General features: G+C 42.2%; 17 protein-coding genes. 10 read left to right on the top strand and 7 right to left on the bottom strand.

Translation table 11 applies throughout. The features are described 5' to 3' along the window. The first annotated feature begins 193 nt into the window (after positions 1 to 193). Both G395_RS28865 and G395_RS0107505 read left to right on the top strand, forming a co-directional pair. Complete coding sequence (locus G395_RS28865; RefSeq protein ID WP_035360615.1) at positions 194 to 1,522, top strand: AAA family ATPase; 1,329 nt, start codon at positions 194 to 196, stop codon at positions 1,520 to 1,522. After that, entirely contained in the window at positions 1,497 to 2,186 is a 690-nt protein-coding gene (locus tag G395_RS0107505) for an RloB family protein (protein WP_026629483.1), read from the top strand. Before G395_RS28865 ends, G395_RS0107505 begins: the two co-directional genes overlap by 26 nt. A 378-nt stretch (positions 2,187 to 2,564) precedes the next feature. Here the strand turns inward: G395_RS0107505 and G395_RS33065 are convergent, their stop codons facing one another. Beyond that, positions 2,565 to 2,795: a DUF6965 family protein gene (locus tag G395_RS33065; RefSeq protein ID WP_026629484.1), complete on the bottom strand. Its 231-nt coding sequence runs from the start codon at positions 2,793 to 2,795 to the stop codon at positions 2,565 to 2,567. A 208-nt stretch (positions 2,796 to 3,003) separates the two neighbouring features. Here G395_RS33065 and G395_RS0107515 point away from each other — a divergent pair, with 208 nt between their 5' ends. Further along, positions 3,004 to 3,192 carry a hypothetical protein gene (locus G395_RS0107515; protein WP_026629485.1) on the top strand — a complete coding sequence of 63 codons (189 nt, stop codon included), beginning with the start codon at positions 3,004 to 3,006 and terminating at the stop codon, positions 3,190 to 3,192. Positions 3,193 to 3,385: 193 nt separating this feature from the next. Here G395_RS0107515 and G395_RS0107520 read toward each other — a convergent pair whose 3' ends face one another. After that, positions 3,386 to 3,637 (bottom strand): hypothetical protein, encoded by a 252-nt coding sequence (locus tag G395_RS0107520; RefSeq protein WP_026629486.1) that lies wholly within the window; start codon positions 3,635 to 3,637, stop codon positions 3,386 to 3,388. Positions 3,638 to 3,749: 112 nt separating this feature from the next. Between G395_RS0107520 and G395_RS0107525 the strand changes: the two genes are divergently transcribed. Together G395_RS0107525 and G395_RS31015 are read left to right on the top strand one after the other, a co-directional pair. Further along, on the top strand, positions 3,750 to 4,004 hold the full coding sequence (locus G395_RS0107525; RefSeq protein ID WP_026629487.1) for a hypothetical protein: 255 nt from the start codon (positions 3,750 to 3,752) through the stop codon (positions 4,002 to 4,004). A gap of 2 nt (positions 4,005 to 4,006) precedes the next feature. After that, a complete protein-coding gene (locus G395_RS31015; RefSeq protein ID WP_026629488.1) occupies positions 4,007 to 4,864 on the top strand; it encodes an SOS response-associated peptidase in 858 nt (285 codons plus the stop codon). Here the strand turns inward: G395_RS31015 and G395_RS0107535 are convergent. The 3 genes from G395_RS0107535 to G395_RS0107545 form a co-directional block, all read right to left on the bottom strand. After that, positions 4,846 to 5,094, bottom strand: coding sequence for a hypothetical protein (locus tag G395_RS0107535; RefSeq protein ID WP_026629489.1), 249 nt, complete (start codon positions 5,092 to 5,094; stop codon positions 4,846 to 4,848). The two genes, G395_RS31015 and G395_RS0107535, sit on opposite strands and share 19 nt — an antisense overlap. 82 nt (positions 5,095 to 5,176) lie before the next feature. Further along, positions 5,177 to 5,554, bottom strand: a complete 378-nt coding sequence (locus tag G395_RS0107540; protein WP_169720016.1) for a hypothetical protein — start codon at positions 5,552 to 5,554, stop codon at positions 5,177 to 5,179. Between the two features lie 150 nt (positions 5,555 to 5,704). Continuing rightward, positions 5,705 to 7,999 carry a phage tail-like protein gene (locus tag G395_RS0107545; RefSeq protein WP_026629491.1) on the bottom strand — a complete coding sequence of 765 codons (2,295 nt, stop codon included), beginning with the start codon at positions 7,997 to 7,999 and terminating at the stop codon, positions 5,705 to 5,707. 394 nt (positions 8,000 to 8,393) lie between these two features. On the opposite strand from G395_RS0107545, the gene G395_RS0107550 reads away from it, so the two are divergent. The 3 genes from G395_RS0107550 to G395_RS0107560 all read left to right on the top strand — a co-directional run bounded on the left by G395_RS0107550 (position 8,394) and on the right by G395_RS0107560 (position 9,776). After that, a complete protein-coding gene (locus G395_RS0107550; protein WP_026629492.1) occupies positions 8,394 to 8,603 on the top strand; it encodes a hypothetical protein in 210 nt (69 codons plus the stop codon). A 130-nt stretch (positions 8,604 to 8,733) separates the two neighbouring features. Next, complete coding sequence (locus G395_RS0107555; RefSeq protein WP_026629493.1) at positions 8,734 to 9,408, top strand: hypothetical protein; 675 nt, start codon at positions 8,734 to 8,736, stop codon at positions 9,406 to 9,408. Then, the gene (locus tag G395_RS0107560) at positions 9,393 to 9,776 is read left to right on the top strand and encodes a hypothetical protein (protein WP_026629494.1); all 384 of its coding nucleotides are present in this window, start codon (positions 9,393 to 9,395) and stop codon (positions 9,774 to 9,776) included. Before G395_RS0107555 ends, G395_RS0107560 begins: the two co-directional genes overlap by 16 nt. A 156-nt stretch (positions 9,777 to 9,932) precedes the next feature. Here the strand turns inward: G395_RS0107560 and G395_RS0107570 are convergent, their stop codons facing one another. Next, positions 9,933 to 10,214: a helix-turn-helix domain-containing protein gene (locus tag G395_RS0107570; RefSeq protein WP_084439478.1), complete on the bottom strand. Its 282-nt coding sequence runs from the start codon at positions 10,212 to 10,214 to the stop codon at positions 9,933 to 9,935. A gap of 217 nt (positions 10,215 to 10,431) precedes the next feature. Here G395_RS0107570 and G395_RS0107575 point away from each other — a divergent pair, with 217 nt between their 5' ends. Together G395_RS0107575 and G395_RS0107580 are read left to right on the top strand one after the other, a co-directional pair. After that, entirely contained in the window at positions 10,432 to 11,076 is a 645-nt protein-coding gene (locus tag G395_RS0107575; protein WP_026629496.1) for a hypothetical protein, read from the top strand. A 125-nt stretch (positions 11,077 to 11,201) separates the two neighbouring features. Further along, entirely contained in the window at positions 11,202 to 11,588 is a 387-nt protein-coding gene (locus G395_RS0107580) for a hypothetical protein (protein ID WP_026629497.1), read from the top strand. A gap of 7 nt (positions 11,589 to 11,595) precedes the next feature. On the opposite strand, the gene G395_RS0107585 is transcribed toward G395_RS0107580, so the two are convergent. After that, positions 11,596 to 14,760, bottom strand: a complete 3,165-nt coding sequence (locus tag G395_RS0107585; protein WP_026629498.1) for a sbcc family protein — start codon at positions 14,758 to 14,760, stop codon at positions 11,596 to 11,598. Positions 14,761 to 14,800 lie beyond the last annotated feature (40 nt).

Below are 14,800 nucleotides of genomic sequence, written 5' to 3' on the forward strand. Positions count from 1 at the left end.
GATAATTATCCCAATTCCATTTGAGATGAATGGCACCCGTCGTTCACATGCTCAGAAAACCAGGTACTGAGATTTGGCAAACAGGTTTATAGCACTAAAACTCAGTATTATCTTAGATGTTTTATGTTAAATGGTATTCTTTTGGCGACCTTATATCTATATTTGCTTAAAATCTGCAAAAACATAATTTATCATGCTGATTGAAGAATTTAGTTTCGGCAACTTCAGATCATTCAAAGATGTAAACACTTTGAATATGGCGGCGGCGAATATTAAGTCGAAAGAACCTGAGCTTGACACTAACAATGTAATTCCTCTTACTGAGACACTAGATGTACTCAGGTCAAAAGCTATCTATGGTGCTAACGCTAGTGGCAAAAGCAATGTGATTACTGCACTAGCGACATTCATAAACATTGTAAAAAATTCTGTCAAGGATGAAACAGTCTTCAAGCAGGTTGAACCATTCGCCCTCTCCCGTGAAATGGAGTCTCGGCCAAGCTTCTTCCAGCTAATTTTTCATCACGAAAATGTACGCTATAGGTATGGTTTTGAAGCCAACCGTGATCGGGTTCTTAGTGAATGGCTGTTTGCTCGAAGTAATGTTAGAGAAACCTCTCTGTTTATCCGCGATAAAAGTTCAATTTCAGGTCTCAACAAAACACAATTTGAAGAGGCAGACATTTTTTTGGCATTGTTAGGAAACGTCGGCAAAAAACAGGAAAGTGCATTTGAAGGAAATTCCTTATTCTTAACAAATCTTGCATCCTTCGGTTTTGCAGCAACGGCTAGATTAATTGTTCAAGCAATATCTTCGATCAATATAATCAGTGGATTAGGAGATCTTAGTCTAATGAACGAGGCTGAGCGGGCTATGAAGGATAATTCTGCAAAAAGTTTTATTATATCCTTTTTAAAACATGCAGATTTTGGAATTAAAGATCTTGATCTGTTTGAATTTTCAGAATCGTCTAACGAGGCTTCCACAAATGAAACAAAAGCTTCTGTAAAAAAGCCTAAGCTATCAGCACTCCTATCAATTAGGAACGTTTACGATGAAAACAGAGAATTGGCAGGTCCAACTATTTTCCACACCAGGACGCAAGAGTCTGAGGGTACGAAAAAAATTATTGAACTAAGCCCCCACATTTACAAGGTATTAAGTAGCGGGGGCATTCTAGTAATTGATGAGTTTGACGCACGGTTACATCCACTTTTGACCCGTAAGATTGTCGAAATCTTTAATCAAGTTACGGCGGCGACTGCTCAATTAATTTTTACGACTCACGATACTAATCTGCTATCGGCAGATCTAATAAGGCGTGATCAAGTTGATTTTGTGGAAAAGGATGTTTATGGCGAAAGTCACGTTTATAGCCTTGTTCAATTCAAGGGAATTCGAAATAATGCTTCATTCGAAAAGGATTATATGCAAGGGAAATATGGAGCAGTTCCTTTTCTAGGTGATTTAACTTCAATCAACGAGGAGATTAAAGGTGGGAAAAAGAACAAAGGCCATTAAAATCGGGGATATTAAAGAACAAAAGCCCTGGTTGAAGCGAACGGGATCAAAGTATGTGATTGAAAGAGTTGAGCGCAACAAAACTATATTAATTGTCTGTGAAGGCCAAACAGAAAAATATTACTTTGAGGGCTTTCCCAAGCTTGGCATCACCACTAAGGTGATCAATCTGGAGGGACAATCAAAGCTTACTCTTGTTGCACGCACAAAGAAATTGCAAAGAGAAGAGAATTGCGATTTTGTGTGGTGTGTGTTTGATATGGACATCAATCATGGTGAAATCGAATTTTCACAATTCGACAATGCAATTCACAGCGCAAAACAGATGAAATTTTCCGTGGCTTACTCCAATGACTCGTTTGAGTTGTGGCTTTACCTTCACTATCAAAACTTAGAAGTCAATTGTCGACGGGATTACTTATATGACAAATTGAGTGGACCACTTAACATTGATTATGTTAAAGAAGGTAAGAAAAAGGAGTTTTGCCAAGGTTTATATAAATTGCTTGAAAACGACCCTGCAGCTTCCCAAGAACTTGCAATTAAACGAGCACGAACGCTGCACGAAACTTCTGAACATCTGCCCTATCACGAGCAGAATCCTGTCACAGTTGTCTATGAGCTTGTTGAATTCCTGAATGAGAACCTAACGGGCCGTTCGTAACACTGCTTTTTTATTCCGTCTTGCAATTCAAAATTAGGAATGAACGCAATTTTGAATCTAGTTAATCCTCTGTGCTAGTGATTCTTGGCTAACCATTTCCAAAAGATTAAGCTGCAATTTGTCACACAAAATCATTGTCAGTCTTAGCTTACTAATTACAAACAAAATCTTATTTGATGGTTGTTTGATGGGGTGCTTGGGACTGGCTCCATTGTGAGCTTCACGAAATCAACGCCGACAAAGATTTTTGGCTCCATGACGACATTGATTAACGACATTCACGAGTTTAGAACGCATATTCGCTCCTGTCTTGCCTATACGTATCTTACCCTTAATTGGCCAGATTTTCAACGCATAAATTGCAAAAAATGTGCCAGATCAGATGGCTAAACGGCTTTCAACGTGCGCATCAAGCCACTCCTTAAATTCCAGTAAGCGCAGCCGGCATGAATCAACTAATTTAGTTCCCGGTGGATAACAGCTAAGGATGTATAATTCGGATTCCACAAACGCCTTAGGGTCTATGATCGTACTAAACTTGTTTATTTTGACAGGGCCTGCGGGTAGCTGCCGATCTTTGAAATATCCCTCCAACTCTTCGACGCTCATAATTTGATATTGTTAGGGCGCGAAGGTCTTCAAAATTTTCCGACCGCTCACTTAACTTCTAAAATTTCAAGTTTTTTTTGGCGCAAAAACGACAGCTGGAGGTCGTTTCCTTATTTGGCCTTGTTGTGGGGACTTGACTTCTATTATTTAATTTGATACTATTGATGCCAAATTTAAGATACTGAAAACATCATCAAACGGAAAATTTATGTCAGACGTCCAAAAAAGCGAATTCTTTCTAGAAGAGGCTAAGCCCTATCTAAATCAGGTGAGCTCGGCTAGCCGCCGAAACTTGGGCACATTTTACCTGGCTTATGTTGACGGGTTCAGTTATGCCATCACCTTTAAATATACAGATCAATGGGAGGTTAATACCTGTGTAAAATGGATGAGGTGATATGGCACATTGGGAAAGGAATTACTTTGGAGACAGTGAATTGCGGGTTGACGATATAGTGTTTCTGGAAAACGGGATGGTAGTGGATTGCCTGAATTGCCCGTCTTACGTCCTAAGATATGAAAGCCCTTATTCCACTGCGAAGCGAACTGTTCGAGTTAGAATAGGTGAAAATTATGATCGACAGATAAAGCTAGAAGACATAAGAAGTGGCATATTTATAACTGTCAAATCTTCTTTCGATTTTTTTAAGGTTCCATTGGATCATGATCTTGCCCGGCGTTATATCCGATACCAGGTTCCGGACTTCAATGAGTCGCCGTTTTGTGTTCCCCAGGGCTTGTACATTATCAGCGGCATGAGTAAGTATCTGCGCGGCCAGGTTGTTACCTGCACAACCTATAAGCCAAGTGACCGCCGACCTAAACTTGATGTATGTTTTCATCAAGGTGTTTCGCACGAAACAAATATTGAAAGGCTGCGGGTCATCATTGACCCAGAGAACTTTGAAGGATAAATTTGAATAATGTTATACTTTAGGTACAAGGTTTTAAGGTATGATAACACTGCCAGATGATTTTCAATTGGAATGGGGCACAATGAAGCTCGATATCAGAATCCACACGAAAAGTGAGAGGAAGGTATTTGAAGTACTCTTTGCTGACGGAAGGCCTAGGTTATTTATGAGCCGGTCGGTCATTGCCAGCGGCGAGAAAGTATGGATGTCAATACCAGAAGGCAGGCAGATTGAAGCTTTACCCATAGGCAAACTCATCGTCAAGTACTTCCAACAACAGCAAAACCAACAATAATCATGTGCTACTACAACGGCCAGAAAGTAACGAAAGCTGAATATATTGAGCTCATGCAGCTTGAAAAGTACATTGCGAATATTCCGGAACTAAAACGCCCAACTGTCCTCGGACCCGAATCACCGCAGATGGTGGTCTTAAAGCCGAATGCCGATCATAGGGACTTCGACGTCTCAACAATGAGATGGGGATATATTCCCAAAGGTCTTGCCAATTTGGAGCAGGTGAAAAGATTCGAGAATGGCTACAAGAAAGATGATGGAACGTTCCAAACTGGTTACGACACAGAGAATGCTCGTGGAGAGGAACTGTTTTGGATCAACCCGAAAACGAACAAGCCGAAAATTTTCCGGGACTCAGCCCTCGAAAATCGATGCCTGATTATTTCGCACCAGTATTATGAATGGCACCACATGTACCGGACCAACAAACGTACGGGCGAGCTCTTGAAAACACCTGACAAATATCCGTTTGCAATAAAAGTAAAAGGCCGGGATTATTTCTACATGGCCGGACTTTGGAACACCTGGACCGATAAAGATACGGGAGAGTCATTCGATACTTTGGCGATGGTGACAACCGATGCGAACCCTCTGGCCGCAAAGATTCACAATTCAAAAAAGCGAATGCCGACTATCCTTCCTGACGAACTAGCCTGGGAATGGATGATGACGGATTTGCCACAAGAAAGAATTACTGAATTAGCCAGCTTTCAGTTTCCGGAATCTCATATGGAAGCATTCTCGATCAATCAAAAATTCCAGTTTACCGGAGAAGATCCATATCCAGTAACTTATCCAGAATTGGCTGATTTGAATAATCCTGGTGGTATTCAACCGGCTCAAATGTCGTTGTTTTGATAATCATGATGAACAAGCTCATAATCTGACAGGTCTACTTGATACTTGGCTTCCAGCATTGGTACGTCCTCGTTCTCATCGAAAAACTCATAGGTCTGTGGCAGATGAGGGAGGGAGGGTAAACGGTCGAATTCTGCGAGATAGTAACCTTCTCCTTCGCTGAGCTCAATCGATCCGAATACTGGAATCAGATCTGTGGATTTAAGTTTGTTCCTTAGTACTTGTGCCATTTCTTTTTTCACTGGTTTTAAGCAAAATTAAAAAGATGAATCACATTTACACTTAATCCGCCATTAATTCAGCGGTATAAGGCTAATGATTTGCTTTCTCAATTATGATTACCTGACCTTTATTTTTCGGGTTGAATTTTACAAGAACAGAGACGCCAGTTGTGTACATGAGCTGCTGATCAAAACGGCACCGATATTTGATCTCAGCGACAAAGCATCGCATGGCGGCCGGTCGCACCAACAGAATCAGCTTCGCAATGATTGTTTTGCCATCGGCAGAAATGTACTGGTCGGCTTTTAGAATTGTGGCTTCGGCCATTTGTCCTGCTTTGAATCGGTGCCACCAGGTAGGGTGAAGCCATAATGCATAGCAGGCAATCACAAAGACAACTCCCGACATAAGAGTAAGTAGGGAAAGCGTGTGCAAGCTGATGATCAGTTTATCGACAAAGATTTCCATTTTCCGCGTGTTCATGCATCAAGAAAGGGAGGCTACTCCAGTCGGTGAAATCCGTTGATTGTTCGGTGATATCTATTTATTAAACGGTTGTATGAAATAAAAACCCCATTACCCACCCCTCATTTCCAAGCAATGATCGCTGGATCCATATCAGTTGGTTACAACCGTTTTCCAAACGGACCCATTGAAAAAGTCGATTGTAGCAGTCGTGTCGTTGATGATAATGAGCCCCTTTACCGGACTGGGTATTGCGTCTCGCTCTGCAGTTGTTAATACCGGTGGTCTGAACCCTTTTGTTGTTGAATTGAGCGTAAATACTGAACTCTGAACATCAGTAAAAGTGCCGCCATTCTGGATGATAACATTTCCGGTAGCCGGAAACATTTGGAAATTCTGTACGCCGTTCGCTGATATCTGAACAGAATTCGGGCCTAAGCTACCAAGCTTCAATGATTGACCGGTTACGGCGCTGATCGTATGAATGTACCCAATACCATAAGAATTAGTAGTATTGCCGATGTTACTGCCGGGCGTGATCGCCGCAAGTGAATTTGTTTTGAGTACTCCGTTAACTTTTGCGCTTTGCAAAAATTCCCATTCATTTGAATTCATGCCGGCAAGAATCGTACTTGTGCCCGCGTCGTTTATCCCTCTAAAGTATAGCTTTCCCGCGCTGACATCGATGCCATAGCCGCCCGAATTGGCCGGCGCGTCAGTTTCTTTGAAGATGATTCCTGGCTGATTACCGACCGCCTGAAAACCCTGTTTTGGAGAGCCTCCAATAATTTTATTTCCGCCGACAATCTGCCATGCATCCGACGTTTCCCGATTAGAAAAAATACTTGCTTGTGGTTCATCGCCATAGATCACATGAGAGTTATTGAAAGAAACATAACGCCCGTTTACTGAGTCAGCAACGATTGAAGGGTCGGGTGTGCTCAATATATCCTGCCCCCGGTTCGGATCAAGATAAGTATCTGCGCCGGTAACTATAACTCGCATACTGCGGCTCACCGGTTGCCGTTTTAGCGTGACAAGGTTTGCGGGCTTTTCCTGCATTACCGTACTTTGCGTGAAAGCCCCTGTAATCTGCAACGTGCCTGAAAAGCAAGAATCCAACACTACTACTTCCCGGTTCCCTACGCCGCCGAATGTCGGGTTAGTCCTGCGCTCACTGCGCAAACCATTTATTACAATCGTATTGGAGTTCCGTGCATTGGGCCTGAAATTTGCCAAACCGAAAATGCACAGACCACCCTTTAAATTCGCGTCGGAATCATAGTTGATAAAGGCTGTGGCTTCCATGCTACCAAAAGACAAGTCGTTAAAAATGCCATATCCTCTATTGAATAAAGGGTGGACATTTTCGACACGAACGCCTCCATGTTGCGCAGGCATCCACATCCCATTTCCACCAAAACCACGAATCACCAAGTTTCGCACAACAGTAAGAGATTGCATGACTGTTTTGCGGGTCGCATTCGCATTACGCAATGCAGACGCGGCATTTGCCTCACTCTGAAAGCGGAGACCATCGCCGGAATTTACATTCCCATTTCCTAAAAGCTCTAAATTTTCTATTAGGAATGGTCCGATTCGGTCATAACCATCCGCGTCTGGTAAGGCGAAAAATGTTATAAAGTGTCCCGTAGCGCCGACTTTTTGCCGCAAGATTGTCCCATTGTAGTCGCTGCCGTAACTGTTGCCCAAGCCAACAGAGCCCTGCCCATCACCACGAATACGTAGGCCGGAATAGATTACTAAATTCGTTGCAATCCAAGTACCAGACGGAATATAAAGGTCAAGTTTTCGCTTCGCGTGTGCGAAGTCGAACATTTTTTGAAGAGGTGCTGTATTGTCAGCGGCATTTCGGACACCTCCGAAATACTCAGGCCGTAAGGTTTCAAACTCCCTTTCGTAAACACGACTTCCTGACTGGATCACCATGCTTGAATCGTCCAGTGCAGCGCTGCCAGGCTGAAACCTAAATATTCCTGACTTGACTCCATCAACGATATAAACAGCGTCTGCTGCGCTTCCTGTCCTGAGCTCTGCTATCGTCAAATATGGAACAAATCCAGTTGCAAAAATACGAAGATCTTTCTCATTTACTCCTTCCGCATTTTCCGACTTAGGCCTAAACGAAAGCCTCCCCACTGCTATAAACGTGCTCTGGGTATCTGCGTTCTTGTGGCTCCTTAGTAGTTCGAATGTCCCCGTCCCACCGAGTTTCGTAAACTTTCCCTTTATTGTATATACTGCTTTGGCCTTTGAGCTACTGAGCTCAGTTCCAATAAAGTCATAATAATTACCCCCGGTTTTGACAAATTCATCAGGCAGTACCATTTTGAGCTTGAAGCTATTTGCATCCTTCAAAACAAATGCAATACTCGGCGATACACTTAAGTATTCAGCAGTAATGGTGATTTCAAATTCCTCGTTCAAGTTTAGGTGAGTGGCGTTAGTCGACAAACTAAACCTAATAGGATCGATCTTTGGACTTTTGCCGTACAGAATTGTATGAACTAATGTCAGATAGAGAAAGGTAAGAATAACAGATTGCTTCCGCATAGAATAGATATTGGGTGAGCAGGTAACTTACAGATAAGTTCCTGCAAATCGCCTACCAGATAGTAATTGTCAATAGAATAGGTGGACATGTTTACAAGTTTTTGGCGAATCCGGACGTATGAACGCCTTCTCAGATAATGAGGCTGACATATATTTGTACCACCCACCTGCACCGCACAATAATATTATACAATTTCAAGAATTAAATAAAAAAAATAATTATTGAACAAGTGTTGTGTGTGAATTTCACACAAGCTATATTTGACATATGAAAACATTCAATACCATTGAAGAGGCGTTTGCCTGGTTTTTGGAAAACATTTATAAAAACTTACCGCCGGATGAAAAAAAAGGAGAGTTAACCAATGCTTGGAGAAACTTCACCCACAAAAAGGGTATCTCTCAAAAAAGAATGCAATCGATTTTGAAGCGCTATGGGTTTGACGTCAAGTTGATGGTAACCTACAAGCCTGAATAATATTTTTTTATCCTCGTTTTGTGTGATAACCACACAAAACAGATGCAAGAAAAACCCGGAAAGCAGCAGTCGTCGAAAACAATGCGATCCGGGTGGTTAAATCAATTTCTCATTTTAACAATGCAAAAGTATGAACACATTGCAAGAAAGTAAAGAAAATGGGCCCATCGGTTCAAATGCACAGGTAAACGCTCAAAATATTGGGGCGGCAGGTTTGAATTTTGATCAAATTGATTCACAACCGCTCATTACCAGCACTCCATCACCATCCGATGTTGACAAATGCAAAGCAGAAATTCGTGAGCTGAAATCAAAGATGCATGACTTAGAGGTCTTTAAGCATAAAATGGCGTGCTTCCTGGCCGAGACGGAACTGTCTGCCGACTTCAATGAATTCGTCCTTCCTGGCCACTTCGTTAACTGGGGACAAGCATATGATGAAAAATATCGGTCAATTGAATACAAAATACTTTCAACCGGGAAGAAGGGCGCACAAGGGCTACATGCGGCGGACAAGGATTTGCTTTCACTATACAATTTCATGGCGGAATACTTGACGGACGAACCTGTTGCGAACACTGCTCAGCTCCTGAATACCATCTTAATCAATGTGTTAAGCAGAAAGGAACCGGACTTAGATAAGGATGCAATTCAAATGTGCAGGAAAACGGCTGAGCTATCATCCTTTCTCTTAAAACTTGATTTACACTTTCAGTTTGTCGAGTCAGAAATGGAACCATGGTGCAAGCGCTCAATATTTTACTCACCAGATTCTAAAACAAGGTTGCCATGGAAACAAAACTGACAAGCCGGTTAGAAGAAGATGAAGACATCACTGAGGCCGAACTGCAAAGGATCACGAACAATTCTGAAAAGGAGCGCTTAAAATGGTACAATAATCTATCGAATCCGGCTGTAATCCATCAAAAATGGCTTCTAAGAGATTTGGACGAGGTGTTTGATAAAATAGACAGCGCTTCAATTTGTCGGACCCTCTGCGATTTCGTTGGGGCCTACACCGAAGATCTGGAAGTCCGTGAACCGAGGAAGGCTCAGTCCGATATAATGATAGCAACGGAGCTGATGGCGTTTGTGACAAAGATCAACCGGCGCTGGGAAACGATGAGGCATTTAACTAAAAACGCAAACAACCCGGAAAATGAAAAGATCTGAAATCAAAAAAGCGTCAGCCGCTGATATTGCCGAGGCGATTAAAAACAGGACTTATCAGGGTAGTTTTGAAAGCCTTATAGAATTCGTAGATAGGACACGTTTAAAGCCAATCGCTCAATAGAAAAAGGCCGTTACTTAGCAGTAAGTAACGGCCTTTTAAATAGACCCCTTCACGTAATGTTCAGCGATGTATTTTTGAAGATCTGACCGCTTATACCTGATCATTTTTCCATCCTGAATAAAGCTTAACCTTTTCTGCTTCCGTAGATTCTCCACTTGTCTGGTGCAAACTTTCAGATACCGCGCCGCTTCTTTGGCATCAAGAATTTCGTTGTAGATGTCTTCCTTCTGCTGGCTCATTATGAACTTCGTGAGTCGGCTCAGTTCCTGGGTGATTAGTTCGGCTTGCTTGCCGTCCATGGTTATTAATGTGCTCATATCGGTTGCTTTAAATTTTTGAGCATAGTTACACTAATTTATTATTACTTGCCAAGTGTCAACTCCTTAAATAACTTTTGTTAACAACCTCATAATCCGCAAATTATATCAAATGAAATGTTTTGTGATTAGCAATAGCACCGTTTAAGAAAAAGAGATAAAATTACTTTTTAGCGTGGCCCAAAATTGCAATCTTAGTGAAATTTTACTCCCCAATATGGAACAACCTCGGAAACTCAACTGGTCAAAAATCATTATATACATCGCTTCCACAGTGGTGGTACTCACGTTGCTTGACAAGATGTTTGTTCATTCTTCTAATCGATCCCCCCAAGAGATCAGAGAACAAGCAGCCAGGGATTCAATTAATGACATCCGGATGCTTCCTTTGGAGGTAAAAGCAAACTCAAAGATGCTGGATAGCCTATTGCTAACGAACAATGAGTTTGACGATGCGACGAAGCGCCTTAATTTGTTAAAGTCGGTTTCTGCCATTTATTTCAAATCGCAAAATCAATCAAGAGAGCCGACTATTCGGAAGAAAGGAAAGGATTTAGGTCAAAAAATTACGCGCTTTCAAATCAAGCAGTTCCCCCAGCTGCGTAAAATGTTTGTCACTTCAAAAAAAGATATTCTTTGGGAAGAAGATATTGAAATCCAAGCGCAAGGCAGGAAAAGTGACATCCTTGTTTTGACCGGTGGGTCATTTGCTCCCAATAAAAGGAAGAAGCAGTTTATGGAAGCGATTAACGAAACGGTACATAAATTGAGGTTTAAAAAGGTCATATTTAAATGGTATGAATATGACGTGAAAAACACAATTTACCAAATTGATTCACCGACCGACTCGGAGATAATCTAAGTTCGGCAATAAATCACAAAATATTCCATTTGAATTAAATCAAAAACGCGATTTTTTACCGACTGTGAAAAAGGTTGTTTTTATGTATTATTATTCCCTAACATTGATAAACCCATAATTTGAAAATGAAACAGCTTATCCTCACTTTCGTATTCCTTTCAATTTCCCTGGCTTCGAGTGCGCAGTCGGTAAACGATGTCCTGATCAGGGATATTGATGTCGAGTATGTTCAGATTATCGGAACAAAGAAGTTGTTGTCCAAGCAGGTATATATTGAAATAGATTTCGGACAAAGAAATCGGATATTCAGCAACAAAGACACTTACGTAAAAGATGAGAACGGGAAACAATTGGTTCTCAACTCTATGATTGACGCTTTGAATTTCATGGTCGCCAATGGATATGAGTTCGTTCAGGCATACGCCTTTGCCGTGGACAACGGACAAACGGTTTATCACTACCTTTTAAGAAAAATGGAAAATCAAAAGGACTTGCCACTTTCTCCAAAATAACGAATAGCTAGTACGGCAATTCTCTTACAATCGTCCCATTTGGCGAAACCTCCGCATACTTGTTAGGGCCGACATTGACTAGTTGAACCTTTGGTATACGCTCGTTACTGGCTTTAATTTCCGCCAGCTCCGCGCGAATTGCTTTCAACTCATTCAAGCTAGTGTCGTCTTTTTTTGCAACCCCAGATTGATATGTCTGCATGAATGCAACCGCCTCCTTTCTTTCATCCTCGGCGCGGGAAACTCCGGTGCCGTCCAAAACATTGGTTAAGAGATAATCCAAAATGCCTGGTTGATTGTCCTTATTGATGGCTTCAATTAGATCATAGTACTTTTGGGTTGATTTCCTGTTTGTAACATATTCTCCCTTTTCAGCTTCAATCAATGTTCCGCCATCACGGTGTCTGCGTCCGCCCACTTCTCCACCAAATTCGTATTCTTCCGGTTGCTGTTGATTAACTAATTGAAACGCTTTCACTTTCGCAAATCCGAAAGCAGCAAACATTGCAGCCACGGCCCCCGCAGCTAATGCGACTCCCCACGGTCCCGTCCCAGCGAGGGTGGCAAAGATCTTAGCACTTGCTGTTGCCAAGGAACTTAATTGAGTTGCCGATTCTATTATCATTTGAGCTTTTTGCGTCCTTTTTTGATCGTCTAATGCGCGCTTACGCGTTTGCTTAAGCTCCTCCAGTTCTTTTTGACGCAAATCTAAATTATTTGCCAACCCTTGTTTGTTCAGATCAAGCTCGGCTTCCACCTGCTGTTTCTTTTTATCTATCTCATTATCTATTCGTTGAATACGCTGCTGAGAAAGCTGGTTAAGTGTGTTATAAAGGTCAGTCATTGATTGCTTAATGGACTGGGCTGCATACTGAGCAAATTCTATTGCTGCCTCGGACTGCTCCTTATCCAGCCCAATTTTGTCCAAAAATTTTTCAAATAACGTTGTCTTCTTTTCTTTTTTTGACAAATCTTCTTGAGCTGCATCAATTTGTGCCAGTGCCAAATACAATCCTGCTAACCTTGCCTTAGCTTCGGGATCGGATGACGCCTCAATGATCTTGATTCTCTCTTTAATATGACTCCTTTCCACCTCTAACAGCTGTTGACGAGCTTTTATTTCAAGCGACATTCGACCGTCGATTTGCGCTCGAATGACAGCAAGTTCAGCTGTTTGCATTTCTTGGTTAGCTCGGTTGTCCAATTTGGATAACTTGTGCTCCATATCAATCTTTTCAAGCTCCTTAGCTTTCTGTTTTTCTAGCTTCGTTATATCAATCCCAGACTGCTTAGCTAGCTTAAAAAGCTGCTCGTATTTATACTCCGTTTCCTGCAGCTGTTTTTGGTATTCTGTCGAGATGATGCCAGTTATTGACCGCTCATTATCTGATATAAATTTGGCCCGCTCCCTATACTCCTCTTCATTGATGAGGTCGCGTTGAAAGTTAAATGGAGCCTTCTCCTGCTCATTTAATGAAACCGATTTGTCCGGAATTATTCGATTGTCTTTATCAAACTGGCCCTTTCTGGCGCCGGCAAGTATTTGTTTTAATTTCAGAATTGCCTTTTCCTCCAAGTCAATTTCTTGAAGCTGAAGTTTTTTCTTCTCCTCCAGGTATTTCAGAAAGTCGTCCTTAAATGCTTCGACTTTTTCCTTCCCGTAGTCTTTCTCAAGTTTCAACAGCGCATCCTGCAAGTCTTTTTCAGCTTTTAAAAGTGCTGTCCTTTGGGCCTTTGCTGCTGCAAGCGCCTCTCTATCTTCCGGGATAAGTTTGGTTGCATTAGATGTCAGCTCAGCGGTGCTCTTCTTGCCAACATTTGCCTGCAACCGCGCCTCTTCTTCCAGGATTTTTTTTCTGTTAGCATCAAATGCTTCCTTCGACTTTGAAAAGTTGCGATTAGCAATTGAAAGGCTTCTTGTCATTGCCAAGTCGCCCAGGTATTCAAACCCAGCAATCAAAAGCATTGCGTCATTTTTTAAGTGCTCCCACCCCACCCCTATCCAGACTCCAAAAGACTCGGCCCAGTCTAAAACATTGTTTTTACTTATGATCAACAGTTTATTCAATCGCTCAAACGCCGGATAAGCTTTGTTGTCAACTGTTATTGATGCGTCGTCGATTGATTTTTCCGCGTCAACGAAGCCTTTCGCCAACCGGTCCATAAAATCAAATCGGCCAGCACCAGCAGATAGGCTATTTTCAGTTAGGTCAATTTGTTTAACGATCCGTTCAAGCGCAGCAACCGATTCACCAGATCCCTTTTTAAACTCTGTCGTTACCCCGCGAAATGACAACTGCACCTTGTTACCTTGAACTTGCGCCTGAACACCCAGCTTCGCCAAGGCGTCTGTTTGTCCTTTATCTGCTGAGACAATAGCTTCTGAAAATTGAACGAAATCCGCCTTTAATTCTTTGGCTAATATGCCGAGGCTGATAAGTTGAGCTTTTGTCGGTTTGATACCGCTTGATGAGAGCAATCCAAAGGAAGCTGTAGTTTGCCTCAATGTAACATCAAGGTCACTCGCAATTTGATCAAGCACGTCCATGTTATCAGTAACGTCCTTCTGATTGCCAGAAATAGCTAGAAGGCTGTCGTTCATCCTTAAATAGCCCTCCCTCATTCTATATATCGCGACAGTCCCAGCTACAACAGCGGCTCCTAAAAGGCCTGCGAAACGAGTTGCACTGGTCATCACCTGGCTAAGAATTTTGCCAGACGTACCTGCGTTGGTAGTCATTTCTTTAAACTTGCCGGTAAGGCTTTGGATCATCCCACGAACGCTCCCAGCTTTTACCTCGGTTTGCCCAAGCGACTCGTTTACCTTTCTCAGCTTCTCCTGAACCGCTTCCAGCTCCTTTTTAAGCTCATCATGTTTTCCGGCCGCGTTTACTTCGTCGAGCTTTTTAACAAACTTCCCCTGTTCAGCGGTTAGCTGTTTAATTTGTTCACGATATGCTGCGAGCGTTGCTTCCATTTCCACCATGTGTTTGGTGTTAACTGAGAGCTCTTTATCCAGGTCTGCCGCGCCCTGGGCCGCGAGCTTGAAAGGGTCTGACCTGGACATGCGTATAATGGCTTCCTCGTGCTTTTCAAAGCGAGAATCTATGGCGTCGAGGGCTTTTAAGACTTCGCTGACATCAAGTTGGTAAGTTGTATTGATTTCTGACATGGCTAATATTATTTTTCGCTATTTTATTATGTGTGCGGTG

The sequence above is a fragment of the Dyadobacter alkalitolerans DSM 23607 genome (assembly GCF_000428845.1).
Taxonomy (GTDB): Bacteria; Bacteroidota; Bacteroidia; order Cytophagales; family Spirosomataceae; genus Dyadobacter; species Dyadobacter alkalitolerans.

Excerpts from the sequence above, each read along its gene's own strand:
- G395_RS0107580 (WP_026629497.1), top strand. The coding sequence starts at position 11,202 with ATGAAACAGCTTATCCTCACTTTCGTATTCCTTTCAATTTCCCTGGCT.
- G395_RS0107550 (WP_026629492.1), top strand. The coding sequence starts at position 8,394 with ATGAAAACATTCAATACCATTGAAGAGGCGTTTGCCTGGTTTTTGGAA.
- G395_RS28865 (WP_035360615.1), top strand. The coding sequence starts at position 194 with ATGCTGATTGAAGAATTTAGTTTCGGCAACTTCAGATCATTCAAAGAT.
- G395_RS0107585 (WP_026629498.1), bottom strand. The coding sequence starts at position 14,760 with ATGTCAGAAATCAATACAACTTACCAACTTGATGTCAGCGAAGTCTTA.
- G395_RS0107540 (WP_169720016.1), bottom strand. The coding sequence starts at position 5,554 with ATGGAAATCTTTGTCGATAAACTGATCATCAGCTTGCACACGCTTTCC.
- G395_RS0107560 (WP_026629494.1), top strand. The coding sequence starts at position 9,393 with ATGGAAACAAAACTGACAAGCCGGTTAGAAGAAGATGAAGACATCACT.
- G395_RS33065 (WP_026629484.1), bottom strand. The coding sequence starts at position 2,795 with ATGAGCGTCGAAGAGTTGGAGGGATATTTCAAAGATCGGCAGCTACCC.
- G395_RS0107535 (WP_026629489.1), bottom strand. The coding sequence starts at position 5,094 with ATGGCACAAGTACTAAGGAACAAACTTAAATCCACAGATCTGATTCCA.
- G395_RS31015 (WP_026629488.1), top strand. The coding sequence starts at position 4,007 with ATGTGCTACTACAACGGCCAGAAAGTAACGAAAGCTGAATATATTGAG.
- G395_RS0107515 (WP_026629485.1), top strand. The coding sequence starts at position 3,004 with ATGTCAGACGTCCAAAAAAGCGAATTCTTTCTAGAAGAGGCTAAGCCC.
- G395_RS0107570 (WP_084439478.1), bottom strand. The coding sequence starts at position 10,214 with ATGAGCACATTAATAACCATGGACGGCAAGCAAGCCGAACTAATCACC.
- G395_RS0107555 (WP_026629493.1), top strand. The coding sequence starts at position 8,734 with ATGAACACATTGCAAGAAAGTAAAGAAAATGGGCCCATCGGTTCAAAT.
- G395_RS0107525 (WP_026629487.1), top strand. The coding sequence starts at position 3,750 with ATGATAACACTGCCAGATGATTTTCAATTGGAATGGGGCACAATGAAG.
- G395_RS0107520 (WP_026629486.1), bottom strand. The coding sequence starts at position 3,637 with ATGAAAACATACATCAAGTTTAGGTCGGCGGTCACTTGGCTTATAGGT.
- G395_RS0107575 (WP_026629496.1), top strand. The coding sequence starts at position 10,432 with ATGGAACAACCTCGGAAACTCAACTGGTCAAAAATCATTATATACATC.